Genomic DNA, 15,523 nt, shown 5'->3' on the forward strand with positions numbered 1-15,523 from the left:
TTTGAATCTTATGATATACTAAAAAACAGCGTAAAATTACGAGACGGATTTTAAGGCTGAAACCAGGATAAAACTAAGATTGAAAATAAGGAAAATGCAGGAGTGTTGCAGTTATGGCAGAACTTACAAACGAGATAAAAGAACAGATAAAAAAGAGAAGGACGTTCGCGATCATATCCCATCCGGATGCCGGTAAGACGACTCTGACAGAGAAGTTTCTTCTCTACGGAGGAGCAATCAATCAGGCAGGAAGTGTTAAGGGTAAAGCGACCGCGAAGCATGCAGTATCTGACTGGATGGAGATCGAGAAGGAACGTGGTATTTCCGTAACGTCTTCCGTACTTCAGTTTAACTATGACGGATATTGCATCAATATTCTGGATACACCGGGACATCAGGACTTCTCAGAAGATACCTATCGTACATTGATGGCTGCGGATTCAGCAGTGATGGTTATCGATGCATCCAAGGGTGTTGAGGCACAGACACGTAAGCTGTTTAAGGTATGTACCATGCGTCATATTCCGATCTTTACATTTATCAATAAGATGGATCGAGAGGCAATGGATACCTTTGAACTGTTAGATGATATTGAAAATGAGCTTGGTATTGCTACCTGTCCGGTGAACTGGCCAATTGGTTCCGGTAAGAGATTCAAGGGTGTGTATGACCGTAATGAGAAAGAGATCGAGTTGTTCTCCGACACCAGAAAGGGTACAACACAGGGAACCGTGCGCAAGATCAGCCTGGACGATCCGGAAGTGGAGACATTACTGGAAGAAGGGCAGATGGAACAGTTATTGGAAGAGATTGAGCTACAGGACGGAGCAGGAGCGGAATTTGATATGGAGCTGGTAAGCAAGGGAGAACTGTCGCCGGTATTTTTCGGATCCGCACTGACCAACTTTGGTGTGGAGACATTCCTTCAGCATTTCCTGGACATGACTACATCACCGCTTCCGAGAAAATCTGATCAGGGCATTATCGATCCAATGGAGGAGCCGGACTTTTCTGCATTTGTATTTAAGATTCAGGCTAATATGAATAAAGCACACAGAGACCGTATCGCATTTATGCGTATCTGTTCCGGTGCATTTGAAGCTGGAATGGAAGTGTGGCATATCCAGGGGGGGTAAGAAAGTACGTCTGTCACAGCCACAGCAGCTGATGGCGAGTGAGCGTAAGATCATCGAGAATGCATACGGAGGAGATATTATCGGTGTCTTTGACCCTGGTATTTTCTCAATTGGAGATACACTGACAGCATCCTCTAAGAAATTTGCGTACGAAGGCATTCCGACATTTGCACCGGAGCACTTTGCAAGAGTGCGTCAGGTTGATACTATGAAGAGAAAGCAGTTTATCAAGGGAATCAACCAGATCGCACAGGAAGGTGCGATCCAGATCTTCCAGGAATACAATACCGGTATGGAAGAGATTATCGTCGGAGTAGTCGGCGTACTGCAGTTTGATGTATTGAAGTATCGTCTGGAGAATGAATATAATGTAGAGATTCGTCTGGATACACTTCCTTACGAGCATATCCGTTGGATTGAGAATGAGGATATCGACTTGGATAAGATTAAGGGAACTTCTGATATGAAGAAGATCAAAGACCTGAAAGACAGACCGCTGTTACTTTTTGTTAATGACTGGAGCATCCGCATGGTGCTGGAGCGTAACGAGGGGCTGGAGCTGTCTGAGTTCGGACGTTCTTAATCTTGCTGTAATCTGCATCGTATCTGTGAACTTATCGTTTGCATTTATGAATAAATTTGTTATAATCTTAGTGTGACATATGACATACATCCAACAGGAGGTTTATTGATATGGGAAAAGAAGAAAGAAATATATATACAATTCAGAAAGATGAGAGCATCGGTGAAGTAAAGATCGCTGATGAAGTTGTAGCTTCTATTGCAGCATTCGCAGCTATGGAGGTAGAAGGCGTAGCCTCTCTTGGCGGCATGACAAAGGAGATTATGGGCAAGCTTGGTATGAAGTCTCCCGCAAGAGGCGTAAAAGTAGAAGTGCTGGAAGGCATCGTAACAGTGACACTCACGATGAACGTGCTGTACGGATACGGTCTGGTAGAGATATGCAGTAAAGTACAGGAAAAAGTGAAGTCAGCGATTGAGAATATGACAGGACTTACAGTTGCTGATGTAAATATCCGCATTGCCGGAGTGGATGTACCGGAGGAAGTATAAGTGAGAAGAACAGAGCAGAGAGAACATATATTGAGAGTGATTTTCGGCACAGAGTTCTATCCGCCGGAAGAATTAGATGAACAGATCGATCTGTACTTTGAGCAGACAGGGATCGATGATGAGAAAGACAGAGCATACATTGGTGAGAAGGCGAAGAAGATTGCGGCGAAAGTGCCGGAGCTTGATAAATTGATCAATGAGCATACGACAGGATGGAAAACGGTCCGCATGAATAAGGCGGATCTGTCAATTCTGCGTCTTGCTGTGTATGAGATGAAGATGGATGAAGATGTGCCGGTATCCGTAGCGATCAACGAAGCAGTGGAACTGGCTAAGAGATATGGCGGTGAAGACAGTCCGTCATTTGTGAATGGTGTTCTTGCCAGAATCATAAAATGATGGGAGTATGAGCATGACGAATGTGTATACAGTCAGACAGGTAAATGCATACATCAGAAATATGTTTACCCAGGATTTCATGCTGAACCGTATCTATGTAAAAGGCGAAGTCTCGAACTGTAAGTATCACACATCGGGACATATATATTTTTCCTTGAAGGATGAGTCTGGAACGATTGCCTGCGTGATGTTCGCGGGGCAGCGCGGCGGGCTCTCTTTTCATATGCGGGATGGACAGCAGGTGGTCGTCTTTGGTGCAGTCAGCATCTATGAGCGTGCAGGAGCATATCAGCTCTATGCAAAGGAGATCCGATTGGATGGAGAGGGCGTATTGTATGAGAAATTCCAGATGTTAAAGAAAGAGCTGGAAGAGATGGGGATGTTTGCCCCGGAGTATAAGCAGGAGATTCCGGCATATGCGAAGACAATCGGCGTGGTAACGGCATCGACCGGTGCAGCAATCCGGGATATTATGAATATTACAGCCAGAAGGAATCCCTATGTGCAATTGATTCTGTACCCTGCGCAGGTGCAGGGAGAGGGCGCAAAGGAGAGTGTTGTCCGTGGAATCCATGCGCTGGAGCATTACGGTGTAGATCTGATGATCGTGGGACGCGGAGGCGGATCTATCGAGGATCTGTGGGCGTTTAATGAAGAAGAAGTGGCGAGGGCTGTGTTTGAATGTAGTGTTCCCGTGATCTCAGCGGTGGGACATGAGACGGATACGACGATCATTGATTATGTGGCTGATCTTCGTGCACCGACACCATCTGCTGCTGCGGAACTTGCAGTATGGGACTATTATCAGTTTCAGGAAAGCTTGAGGAGCTGCAGGCAGAAGATGAACCGGATTATGTATCAGCGCCTGGAGTTGTATCATATGAAAGTAGAAAAGCTTCGCACGAGGTTGAATTATCTGCATCCGGAGACAATGCTGCGAGAACGGAGACAGCATATTGCAGATGCATCTGACAGAATCAAAGCCTTGATGGATCAGAAGCTTAAGATGAGCAGACATCAGCTGGAACTTCGGAAAGAACGTCTGAAAGGTCTGTCACCGTTAGATAAGCTTAATCAGGGTTATGCATTTGCAGAGCAGGAGACAGATGGCAGAAAAGGATCGATTCGGAGCATTGGGCAGGTACAGACAGGTGATGCCATAACGATTTATGTTGCAGATGGAAGAATTGAGGCAGAAGTGACAGGAGTCCAGGAGGAACGTTATGAATAGGGAACAAGATAATCAGAATGAACAGGAGTGCACGCTTGATGAGGTGCTTATGGAACTGGATCAGATTCTGAATGATATGGAGGAAGAGAATTCTCTGGAGGAGACATTTAAGAAGTATCATAAAGGAATTGATCTGTTAAAAACCTGTAATGATAAGATAGAGAGAATAGAAAAACAGATTCAGATACTGGATGAGGAGGGGAATATACATGAGTTCTAATTACGCAGAGTTACGTGATAAAAAGGTCAAAGAGATTGAGGAGATATTAAAGTCTTATCTTCCGGAGCAGAACGGTTATCAGAGGATTATCATGGATGCTATGGAATACAGCCTGATGGCGGGAGGCAAGCGTCTGCGTCCGATGCTGATGCAGGAGACTTACCGATTGTTTGGTGGAACAGAAAAGGTAATAGAGCCGTTTATGGCAGCGCAGGAGATGATACATACTTATTCACTGGTACACGATGATCTGCCGGCCATGGATGATGATGAACTGCGCCGTGGAAGAAAGACAACCCACGTGGTCTATGGTGAGGATATGGGAATCCTTGCGGGAGATGCATTGCTCAACTATGCGTTTGAGACAGCTGCAGCAGCATTTGATAAATATCCGGAAAAGGCATTACAGATTGGTAAAGCTATGAAGATTCTTGGTAATAAAGCGGGAATCTATGGAATGCTTGGCGGTCAGGTAGTGGATGTAAAAGAGACCGGGCATGCGGTGGATAAGGATGTGCTGGATTTTATTTATGCACTGAAGACAGGTGCTTTGCTGGAAAGTTCTATGATGATCGGCGCAACACTTGCAGGTGCGGATGATGAAAGTATTACATTGATTGAAAAGGTGGCATCTAAGGTTGGACTTGCCTTTCAGGTTCAGGATGATATACTGGATGTTACAAGTACAGCAGAAGTGCTGGGCAAACCAATCCACAGTGATGAGAAGAACGAGAAGACCACGTATGTGACACTTCTCGGCATTGATAAGGCAGAAAAAATCGTAGAGAAGGAATCTGTAGAGGCAATTGAGCTCTTAAAGAGTCTGCCTGTAAGAAATGATTATTTGGAATGGCTGCTTACTCAGCTGATCCACAGAAAAAAATAAATGATCTGAGTACAGATCAGAAAGTACAGGAGTTAGTATGAAAGAACGATTGGACGTATTACTGGTAAAACGCAATTTGGCAGAGTCAAGAGAAAAGGCGAAAGCAATTATCATGTCAGGCAATGTATTTGTTGATGGAGAACGTGAAGATAAAGCAGGAACGTCATTTTCGGATGATGTATCGATTGAGATTAAGGGACACACACTTCCATATGTAAGCCGGGGCGGTCTGAAGCTTGAAAAGGCAATTCAGAACTTTGATGTATCGGTAGAAGGCAAGGTGTGTACCGATGTGGGCTCATCGACCGGAGGCTTTACAGATTGTATGCTGCAGAATGGAGCGGTCAAGGTGTTTGCCATCGATGTGGGACGTGGACAGCTTGCGTGGAAGCTCAGACAGGATGAGCGTGTGGTATGCATGGAGAAGACCAATATCCGTTATGTATTACCGGAAGATCTGGGAGAACCAATCGACTTTTCGTCTATTGATGTATCTTTCATTTCTCTGACTAAAGTACTGCTTCCGATCCATAATTATCTGCGTGCACACGGTCAGATTGTGGCACTGATCAAACCACAGTTTGAAGCTGGTCGTGAGAAGGTTGGTAAAAAAGGTGTGGTACGAGAGAAGAGTACTCATATTGAGGTAATTGAGATGGTAAAGGATTATGCACTTTCCATCGGATTTGATATTCTGAATCTGGATTTTTCACCGATACGTGGTCCGGAAGGCAATATCGAATATTTGATTCATCTGGAAAAATCAGATGCTGAGACCGGACAGATCACCGGGTATGCAGATACAGAGAAAACTGTCGATGATGCGTTTAATACGCTGGCAAAATAGAGGAAAGACAGAACAGACATGGAACGATTTTTTATAGTAACGAACGAAGGCAAAGATAAAGACGGACAGGTAACAGGGCGTGTGAAAGCACTTCTGGAAGCGCGTGGAAAGAGTTGCACTCTCTGTGAAGATGCATGGAAGGATATGACGGCGGATTCCATGCCGAAGGATATTGACTGTGCAATTGTCATCGGAGGTGATGGTACTCTGATCGGCGTGGCAAGACTTCTGAAAAAAGAAGTGCCGATTATGGGCATTAATATGGGAACGCTCGGTTATCTTACCGAAATAGAAGTAGATCGTATTGAAGAATCACTGGATCAGATTTTGTCCGGACATTATATGCTTGAGGACCGCATGATGTTAGACGGTATCTTTGATGATGGCGGGGAAAATGTGGCACTGAATGATATTGTATTATCCAGAAAAGGTAATCTCCGGATCATTCATTTTAATGTGTATGTCAATGGCACATTGCTCAATTCTTATGAGGCGGATGGTATCGTAATCTCCACTCCGACGGGGTCTACGGCATATAATCTGTCAGCAGGAGGTCCGATCGTGGAGCCGACAGCATCGCTGATCGTGATTACGCCAATTTGTTCTCATGCGCTTAATACCAGCAGTATTGTGTTGTCGGCAGAGGATGAGATAAGGATTGAGATCGGAGAAGGCAGACATGGCAGATCAGAGGAAGTGTATATATCCTTTGACGGAACGGATACCAGAGAGATTGTTACAGGGCAGACCGTTACGATCCGAAGATCTGCGATGATCACAAAGCTTATGAAACTGAGCAAAGTTGGCTTTTTAGAGATATTGCGCAGAAAAATGAAAGGAAACTAGGATATGAAGATCAACAGGCATGCGAAGATTATAGAATTGATTAACAAATATCATATAGAGACGCAGGAGGAACTGGCAGAATATCTGAATCAGGAAGGATTCAAAGTGACACAGGCAACGGTATCCAGAGATATTCGTGATCTGAAGCTTACGAAAGTTCCGTATGAGGGTGGCAGACAAAAATATGCAGTTCATCAGACTGTAGAGACAGAGATGAATGAAAAATATATACGTATCCTGCGGGATGGTTATGTGTCTATGGATATGGCACAGAATATTCTGGTGATCAAGACGGTATCAGGTATGGCGATGGCGGTATGTGCCGCAATTGATTCTTTGAAATGGAATGAAGTTGTAGGCAGTATTGCAGGTGATGATACGATCATGTGCGTGATCCGTTCAACGGATGATGCGGTAAAAATCATGGACAAAATCAGTAAAATCGTATTGTAGAACACGGCGGGATTGTAGTGGAATATTGTAGGAGGAACTATGCTGCAAAGTTTACATGTGAAGAATCTGGCTCTGATTGATGAAAGCGAAGTGGAGTTTGGCCCGGGCTTAAATATACTGACAGGTGAGACCGGTGCCGGTAAGTCGATACTTCTGGGATCGGTCAATCTGGCACTTGGGGGAAGATACAGTAAGGATATTCTGCGTAAAGGCGCGCAGTATGGATTGGTGGAATTAACTTTTCTTCCGGAAGAACGAGAGCTTACAAAGCTTGCTGCGCTTGATATTTATCCGGAAGAAGGAGCAGTCGTACTGACCAGACGGCTAATGGATGGACGCAGTACATGCAGGATCAATGGAGAGACAGTAACGATGTCACTTCTGAAACAGGCGGCAGGGATTTTGATTGATATTCATGGTCAGCATGAGCATCAGTCGCTTCTCTACAAGAAAAACCAGCTTCAGATACTGGATGCCTTTGGCGGAAAGAAAATACAGGAACTTTCGGCAGATGTAAAGACAGCATATAAGACTTACCGGGACAGTAAAAAAGAATGGGAGCGGGCGAACCTGGATGAGGGAGAACGTGCGAAAGAGGTCTCGTTTCTGGAATTTGAAATCCAGGAGATCCGGGCAGCAGAGCTTATTCCAGGCGAAGATGAGCGGTTAGAAGCTGACTATAAGCGGATGAATTCGGCACGTAATATCCTGGAAAATGCATCTGAGGCATATGAATGTACAGGTGGAATGTCCGGAGATAATGCAAGCGACATGATCAGCCGTGCAATTCGCTGTATGATTGATGCTTCCAGGTATGATGATAAGGCGGCAGAATTATCGGAGCAGCTTGTGGAACTGGATGGTCTGTTGAATGATTTTAACAGGGAGCTTGCAGAGTATCAGTCTTCACTGGAATTTTCAGATGAAGAGTATCATGAGACAGAAGAACGTCTGGATACGATCAATCATATGAAGACTCGTTATGGAAATACGATACCGGAGATTTTAGCTTATTGTGAAGAAAAGGAAGAGCGTCTGCAGAAGCTGCAGGATTATGACAGTTATCTGGCGCAGCTGCAGAAAGAATTAAAGCAGCGCAGACAGGAACTGGAGGCGGCAGCAGAGCAGCTTAGCAGTGAGCGTAAAGCACAGGCATTACAGTTAGAAAAAGCGATTGAGACGGAACTCAAGGATCTGAACTTTGCAGAGGTACAGTTCCAGATTCATTTTGATAAATTAGCAGATTATACGGCAGAAGGCGTAGATGATGTGGAATTTCTGATTTCTATGAATCCCGGACAGCCTGTGAAACCATTGGCAGAAGTGGCATCTGGAGGTGAGCTTTCCAGAACGATGCTTGCGATTAAGACAGTAATGGCGGACCGGGATGAGATTGAGACGCTGATCTTTGATGAAATCGATGTGGGTATCAGTGGACGGACAGCACAGAAGGTTTCTGAGAAGATGGCAGTGATCGGCAGGAACCATCAGGTGATCTGCATTACCCATCTGGCGCAGATAGCAGCCCAGGCAGACCAGCATTATCTGATTGAGAAGACAGTAGATGGAGGCGTGACAAGAACAGAGATCCGCAAACTATCTGAAGAAGAAAGTATAGATGAACTGGCACGTATACTTGGAGGGGCTGAGATTACAGAAACGGTACGGATGAGCGCCCGTGAAATGAAATCTATGGTAAAGTCCAATACTGTAAAGAATAAAAAATAATACAGAGACGCATAATAAGCAGGTACGAAAGTGCCTGCTTTTTTGTGCAATAAGCCGATAGGCGAGATGACATTGATTGCACATCGAGTAGGTTAATACCTACTCAATTATTCGATGATTTTTGAATGGGAGGATGGATATGCGTAAATTCTGGTACAGAAGAATTCTTATCATGATACTGGTGCTGTCAGTCAGCGTAGGTGGAAGTTACTGTCTGCTACAGTTACAACAGAGTAATCTGGAACGTGAAGTTGCTGCTGAACCGTCAGAAACCATGGTAATCCCAGGCGGAATGCCGGTGGGAATTTATCTGGAGACAGATGGGGTTATGGTGCTTGGAACAGAGGCGGTAGAAGATAAAGATGGGGAGAAACATGAGCCGGCAGCTCATCTGGTGAAAGAAGGGGATTATATTGTCGGTGTGGGAGATGATGAAATCAGAAATAAATCAGAGCTGATCGCAGCCGTGAAATCTCTGGAGCAGCCGGAGATAGTACTGAAAGTCAGACGGAAAAATCAGAAGATCAATATACGGATGAGAGCTGTTGAGTGCAGCGTGGATGATTATAAACTGGGAATATGGGTAAGAGATAATGCTCAGGGACTTGGAACAATCACTTATCTGACGGCGGACAGTACTTTTGGCGCACTGGGACATGGGATTCATGATACCGATACGGGAGAGCTGCTGAAAATATCCAGGGGCGTACTTTATTCCACCAGTATTCAGGATGTGCAGAAAGGAACAGAAGGATACCCTGGAGGTATGGAAGGGATTATTGTATATAACAGCTATAATATGCTGGGAAGTATTACAGAAAATACAGAGCAGGGCATTTATGGAGAACTGGATCGGGTGGATACACTTTTTCGTAATGCAGAGCCTGTAAAAGTAGCAGGAAAAGACGAAATCGAAGAGGGAAATGCACTGATCCGGTGTGCGGTAGATGGATGTGTGAAAGAATATCATGTACAGATCACGGAGATAGACAGAAAGGCGTCAGAGATCAATAAGCGTCTGGAGATTGCTGTGACTGATCCGGAACTTCTGGATAAAACCGGGGGAATCGTGCAGGGAATGAGTGGCAGTCCAATCCTGCAGAATGGAAAACTTGTAGGCGCAGTAACCCACGTCTTTGTCAATAGTCCGACAAAAGGTTATGGAATTATTTTGGAAGATATGTTGAAAAAACAGTGAAAATCTCGTTAGATAGATTGATTTTACGACATGAATTTCTTGAACTCCGTAAAATGTAAAATTATAATTATTTTTACAATATATGCACGATGTATTGCAATACCAGTGATAGGAGGAATAGAAGAATGGAAGCAATCAGAGTGGCGATAGCCGACGATAACGAAAGAATTCTGGAATTACTTGACGAGATTATCCGTAGTGATAATGAACTGAAACTGGTAGGAAAAGCTGACAACGGAGAAGATATATGTACCATTATCCGCGAAAAAGAGCCCGATGTGGTGCTGCTGGACCTGATCATGCCGAAAATGGACGGATTAAGTGTAATGGATCATATCAATCACGATCGGAAGATACGCAGGCGTCCGAATTTCATTGTGGTAACGGCGGTGGGACAGGATCGTATTACAGAGAGTGCATTCAGTAAAGGGGCGCAGTATTATGTGATGAAACCATTTAAAAACGAAGTGTTGCTGCATCACATTAAGGACACTGTGAAAGGGAAGCATGCACCGGTCACGGCAAAGACGGAAACTGTCATGGAATCACGGGAGATGACGGAGGAAGATCTGGAAGCGAAGGTGACAGATATGATCCATGAGATTGGAATTCCGGCACACATCAAAGGCTATCATTATCTGAGAGATGCCATCATTATGGCGGTAGAGGATATGGATGTGTTAAACGCAGTGACAAAAGTGCTGTATCCGACGGTGGCTAAGAAACATAAAACCACATCCAGCAGAGTGGAACGTGCAATCCGTCACGCGATTGAGGTGGCGTGGAGCAGAGGAAAACTGGATACGCTGGATGAACTGTTTGGGTATACGGTGAGTAATGGAAAAGGGAAGCCTACAAATTCTGAATTCATTGCTCTGATAGCAGATACGATTCGGTTGGAATACAAAAAGAGATAAAACCCTTTTCTTTTTGTTAAAAATACGGTACAATCTTACGTAAGAAGGAATGTTTGTTCAGATGGAGGAATGAGATATGAAGAAAATACTATTTGCAACTTCCGAAGCAGTACCGTTTGTCAAAACCGGAGGGCTGGCTGACGTTGCAGGTTCATTGCCAAAGTATTTTAATAAAAAAGAGTATGATGTCCGCGTGATGCTTCCAAAGTATCTGTGTATCAAGGAAGAATGGCGCAACAAGATGGAATATGTGACTCATTTTTATATGGATTGGAAATGTGACTCTACATATGTAGGCGTATTGAAGCTAGTTCACGATGGCATTACATTTTATTTTATTGATAATGAGGGATACTTTGGTGGATTCACACCATATGGAGATATATTTGGAGATGTTGAGAAATTTGCATTTTTCTCAAAGGCTGTGCTCAGTACATTGCCATTGATCGATTACCGACCGGATATCATTCACTGTCATGACTGGCAGACAGGACTTGTACCTGTATATCTGGATAATTTCCGCTTTGGCAATGAGTTCTTCCGCGGTATACATACAATTATGACCATACATAACCTGAAGTTTCAGGGAACCTGGGATACCAAGCGGATTCGTGAGATTACAGGACTTCCGGATTATTATTTTGCACCGGACAAGCTGGAAGCTTATAAGGACGCCAATTACCTGAAAGGCGGTATCGTATATGCAGACAGAGTAACCACAGTAAGTAAGACTTACGCAGAAGAAATTAAGACTCCGTTTTATGGAGAAAAGTTAGATGGATTGATGAATGCAAGATCGAACTGTCTGACAGGTATCGTGAACGGACTTGACTATAATGACTGGGATCCGGCCGAGGATGAGCGTATCGATTATAACTTCTCTGTGGAAGATTTCCGTAAGAAGAAGGTTAAGAATAAGACTGCGCTGCAGAAAGAACTGGGATTAAAAGTTGATCCGAAGGCAATGATGATCGGTATCGTATCCCGACTGACAGACCAAAAGGGACTGGATCTTGTGGCTTACGTGATGGATGAGCTGTGTCAGGATGCCATCCAGATTGTGGTACTTGGTACAGGCGAAGAACAGTATGAGAATATGTTTCGTTACTTTGCCTGGAAGTATCCGGATAAGGTATCAGCAAATATATACTATTCTGATCCGATGTCACATAAGATCTATGCAAGCTGTGATGCATTCCTGATGCCGTCACTGTTTGAACCTTGTGGACTGAGCCAGCTTATGAGCCTGCGTTATGGTACACTTCCAATCGTCCGTGAGACCGGGGGACTGAAGGATACGGTAGAGCCGTACAATGAGTATGAGAAGACAGGTACTGGCTTCAGCTTTGCTAATTATAATGCGCATGAGATGATGGCTGCAGTTCGTTATGCAGAGAAGATTTATTACGATAAGAAGAGAGATTGGAATAAGATCGTTGAAAGAGCGATGAAGAAAGATTTCTCATGGAACAATTCCGCCAGACAGTATGAGGAGTTATACGACAGCTTATAGGAGTAACGGGAGAAGGAAATGGATACAAGAACGAAAGAGGCAGTTCGTTACTTGGGATATGGCAATCATGCGGTAGATGGACAGACGCTGGAACTGATCAGAGATTCATTTGAAGAACTGGACAGAGTAGCAGACAAACGCATCATCTATCGCATTTTTGACGTGAATGTGACAGAAAACGAAAGCCTGGATATCGGCAAATTACATATAACAAGCAGAAATTTATCAAAGAATCTGCGTGGCTGTAAGGAAGCGTTTGTGTTGGGAGCAACCCTCGGAATCGGCATTGATCAGCTGCTTAGACGTTATTCGCTTACAGATATGTCGAGAGCGGTGGTGATACAGGCATCTGCGGCAGCAATGCTGGAAGAATACCTGGATACCTGGCAGAAAGAGACAGCAGCAAAGCTTGAAGCCGAAAAACAGTATCTCCGGCCGAGATTCAGTCCGGGGTATGGTGATTTCAGTATCAGCCATCAGGAGATGATCCTGCGTATGTTGAATGCAGAGAAAAGTATCGGTCTGACACTGACGAATGGCGGGATGTTGAATCCTACCAAATCTGTGACAGCGGTTGCCGGTATCAGCAGGACAAAAGAACGATGTCCTGTGCATGGATGTGAGGCGTGCAGGAAGACAGATTGTGCATATCGAAGGGAGACATAGATGTTAAGAGACAGATTAGGAAAAGAGCTGCTGTTCTTTGACGGCGGTATGGGAACACTTCTTCAGGAAAAAGGATTACAGCCGGGAGAGCTTCCTGAGGTATGGAATCTGGAACATGCAGAAGAAGTGATGGAGATACACAGAGAATATTACAAAGCGGGAAGTGACATTGTACTTGCCAATACTTTTGGAGCCAATGCATTAAAGTTTCACGATGACAGATACGGATTGAAAGAGATCATTACAGCGGCCATTACAAATGCTAGAAAAGTTGCAGACAAAATAACAGCTGAGGAACATAGAGAAGTTTATGTTGCAATGGATATGGGACCTACCGGAAAGCTCCTGAAGCCAATGGGGGACCTGTCATTTGAAGATGCGTATGAGACGTATGCGGAAGCTGCTCGATATGGAGAGGAAGCAGGCGCAGATCTCATTCATATTGAGACTATGAGTGATACCTATGAGGTAAAAGCAGCGATACTGGCAGCCAGGGAAAATACAAGTCTTCCGGTGTTTGTGACTATGATTTTCGATGAGAAGGGAAAACTTCTGACTGGCGGCGATGTGCCGGGAGTTGTGGCAATGTTGGAAGGCCTTCGGGTCGATGCGCTTGGCATGAACTGTGGCCTCGGACCAAAACAGATGATGCCGATTCTGGAAGATTTAATGAAATATACATCTCTTCCTGTTGTAGTGAAGCCGAATGCCGGACTTCCGAAGCAGAAAGATGGGGAGACATATTATGATGTAGAACCAGAAGAATTTGCAGAATATATGCGAAAGATCGTAGATATGGGGGGCTGTATCATCGGTGGATGCTGCGGTACAACTCCGGCACATATCCGAGAAATGGTGAACAGATGTCGTGATATGCAGATTCATGAGCCGGTGAAAAAGACGGATACGATCGTATCTTCTTATGGTGGTGCAGTAGTCATTGGGGATAAGCCGGTAGTGATCGGAGAACGTATTAATCCGACCGGTAAGAAGAAGTTAAAAGCAGCGCTCAAAGAACACGATATGGATTATATTCTCAAAGAAGCTATTATGCAGCAGGATAATGGAGCACACATTCTGGATGTCAATGTAGGACTTCCGGATATCGATGAGCCTGCGGTTATGGTAGAAGCAATCCGTGAGATCCAGAGTGTAACGAGCCTGCCACTGCAGATTGATACAGTAGATGAGACGGCTATGGAAGCAGCTATGCGCATCTATAATGGCAAGCCGATGGTGAACTCTGTGAATGGTAAACAGGAGATTATGGATCAGGTATTTCCGCTGATTAAAAAATACGGCGGTGTGGTAGTTGGTCTGACAATCGATGAGTCAGGAATTCCGGATACCGCAGAAGGAAGGCTTGAAGTAGCACGGAAGATTATCAAAGAGGCTGCTAAGTACGGTATCGATAAGAAAGATATCGTGATTGATGTGCTGGCAATGACAATCAGTTCAGATCCTGACAGTGCAAGAATCACACTGGATGCAGTCAAATTAGTCCGTGAGAAATGCGGCGTTCGTACGGTACTGGGAGTGTCCAATATTTCCTTTGGTCTGCCTTACCGCCCGGCGGTCAATTCTAATTTTTATACTATGGCAATGCAGAATGGACTAAGTGCAGGTATTGTAAATCCATCGTCTGAGGATATGATGCGATCTTATTATTCTTATTGTGCATTGATGGGATATGATGAGAATTTTGAAACATACATTGGAAAATACGGTAATCGTACCGCAGAAGCAACCGCGCAGTCAACATCGCAGAGTGCAGAAATTACCCTGTCTTCTGCGATTGAAAAAGGATTAAAGGAAGAGGCACACCTGATTACAGCGCGTATGATCGGAGAGGGACAGAAGCCACTTGATATTATTAATCAGGAACTGATCCCGGCACTTGATAAAGTAGGAAAAGGCTTTGAAAAAGGTACCGTATTCCTGCCACAGCTGTTGATGAGTGCGGATGCTGCAAAGATTGCATTTTCGGTGATCAAAGACAGTATGAGCGGTGACGAAGTGATGGAGGAAGCGCAGGATAAAGTCATCCTTGCGACCGTAAAAGGTGATATCCATGATATCGGCAAGAATATTGTAAAGGTATTGTTAGAAAATTACAGTTTCGATGTGCTGGATCTTGGTAAAGATGTACCGCCGGAGAAGATTGTTGAGACCGCGATCGAGGAAGACGTAAAGTTGGTCGGATTGAGTGCATTGATGACAACAACGGTAATCAGTATGGAAGAGACTATCAGACAACTTCGAGAAAAGAAGCCGGACTGCAAAGTAATGGTAGGAGGTGCCGTACTGAATCAGGAGTATGCGGATATGATCGGAGCAGATTTCTACGGTAAGGATGCAATGCAGTCGGTATATTATGCACAGTCAGTATTTGGAAGAGAAAGTTAAAAA

14 protein-coding genes and 1 pseudogene are annotated in these 15,523 nt (G+C 44.4%); all 15 read left to right on the top strand.

What is annotated here, in order from left to right:
- Nucleotides 1–113 precede the first annotated feature (113 nt).
- The 15 genes and pseudogenes from OCV65_RS13385 to OCV65_RS00745 all read left to right on the top strand — a co-directional run bounded on the left by OCV65_RS13385 (nucleotide 114) and on the right by OCV65_RS00745 (nucleotide 15,520).
- Nucleotides 114–1,719, top strand: a pseudogene (locus OCV65_RS13385) (peptide chain release factor 3).
- A gap of 110 nt (nucleotides 1,720–1,829) precedes the next feature.
- Entirely contained in the window at nucleotides 1,830–2,210 is a 381-nt protein-coding gene (locus OCV65_RS00680; RefSeq protein ID WP_262580571.1) for an Asp23/Gls24 family envelope stress response protein, read from the top strand.
- The gene (nusB, locus tag OCV65_RS00685) at nucleotides 2,211–2,609 is read left to right on the top strand and encodes a transcription antitermination factor NusB (protein WP_118384298.1); all 399 of its coding nucleotides are present in this window, start codon (nucleotides 2,211–2,213) and stop codon (nucleotides 2,607–2,609) included.
- 13 nt (nucleotides 2,610–2,622) lie between these two features.
- Nucleotides 2,623–3,840: an exodeoxyribonuclease VII large subunit gene (gene xseA, locus OCV65_RS00690; RefSeq protein WP_118451828.1), complete on the top strand. Its 1,218-nt coding sequence runs from the start codon at nucleotides 2,623–2,625 to the stop codon at nucleotides 3,838–3,840.
- Nucleotides 3,833–4,060 carry an exodeoxyribonuclease VII small subunit gene (xseB, locus tag OCV65_RS00695; RefSeq protein WP_118384296.1) on the top strand — a complete coding sequence of 76 codons (228 nt, stop codon included), beginning with the start codon at nucleotides 3,833–3,835 and terminating at the stop codon, nucleotides 4,058–4,060. The genes xseA and xseB overlap by 8 nt, the downstream gene beginning before the upstream one ends.
- A complete protein-coding gene (locus tag OCV65_RS00700) occupies nucleotides 4,050–4,946 on the top strand; it encodes a polyprenyl synthetase family protein (protein WP_262580572.1) in 897 nt (298 codons plus the stop codon). Before xseB ends, OCV65_RS00700 begins: the two co-directional genes overlap by 11 nt.
- Nucleotides 4,947–4,983: 37 nt before the next feature.
- Nucleotides 4,984–5,793 (top strand): TlyA family RNA methyltransferase, encoded by an 810-nt coding sequence (locus OCV65_RS00705; RefSeq protein WP_118384294.1) that lies wholly within the window; start codon nucleotides 4,984–4,986, stop codon nucleotides 5,791–5,793.
- Between the two features lie 18 nt (nucleotides 5,794–5,811).
- Nucleotides 5,812–6,639, top strand: a complete 828-nt coding sequence (locus OCV65_RS00710) for an NAD(+)/NADH kinase (RefSeq protein WP_262580573.1) — start codon at nucleotides 5,812–5,814, stop codon at nucleotides 6,637–6,639.
- 3 nt (nucleotides 6,640–6,642) lie between these two features.
- Nucleotides 6,643–7,092: an arginine repressor gene (argR, locus tag OCV65_RS00715; protein WP_118384293.1), complete on the top strand. Its 450-nt coding sequence runs from the start codon at nucleotides 6,643–6,645 to the stop codon at nucleotides 7,090–7,092.
- Between the two features lie 39 nt (nucleotides 7,093–7,131).
- Nucleotides 7,132–8,820: a DNA repair protein RecN gene (gene recN / locus OCV65_RS00720; RefSeq protein WP_262580574.1), complete on the top strand. Its 1,689-nt coding sequence runs from the start codon at nucleotides 7,132–7,134 to the stop codon at nucleotides 8,818–8,820.
- Between the two features lie 139 nt (nucleotides 8,821–8,959).
- Complete coding sequence (gene spoIVB, locus OCV65_RS00725; RefSeq protein ID WP_118451834.1) at nucleotides 8,960–10,018, top strand: SpoIVB peptidase; 1,059 nt, start codon at nucleotides 8,960–8,962, stop codon at nucleotides 10,016–10,018.
- 125 nt (nucleotides 10,019–10,143) lie between these two features.
- On the top strand, nucleotides 10,144–10,935 hold the full coding sequence (gene spo0A, locus OCV65_RS00730; protein ID WP_262580575.1) for a sporulation transcription factor Spo0A: 792 nt from the start codon (nucleotides 10,144–10,146) through the stop codon (nucleotides 10,933–10,935).
- A 76-nt stretch (nucleotides 10,936–11,011) separates the two neighbouring features.
- Nucleotides 11,012–12,448: a glycogen synthase GlgA gene (glgA, locus tag OCV65_RS00735; protein WP_118451836.1), complete on the top strand. Its 1,437-nt coding sequence runs from the start codon at nucleotides 11,012–11,014 to the stop codon at nucleotides 12,446–12,448.
- Nucleotides 12,449–12,466: 18 nt separating this feature from the next.
- A complete protein-coding gene (locus OCV65_RS00740; protein ID WP_262580576.1) occupies nucleotides 12,467–13,114 on the top strand; it encodes a vitamin B12 dependent-methionine synthase activation domain-containing protein in 648 nt (215 codons plus the stop codon).
- Nucleotides 13,115–15,520, top strand: a complete 2,406-nt coding sequence (locus OCV65_RS00745) for a homocysteine S-methyltransferase family protein (protein WP_262580577.1) — start codon at nucleotides 13,115–13,117, stop codon at nucleotides 15,518–15,520.
- The last annotated feature ends 3 nt before the right edge of the window (nucleotides 15,521–15,523 follow it).

This window comes from Dorea ammoniilytica (assembly GCF_025567415.1).
Lineage (GTDB): Bacteria > Bacillota > Clostridia > Lachnospirales > Lachnospiraceae > Claveliimonas > Claveliimonas ammoniilytica.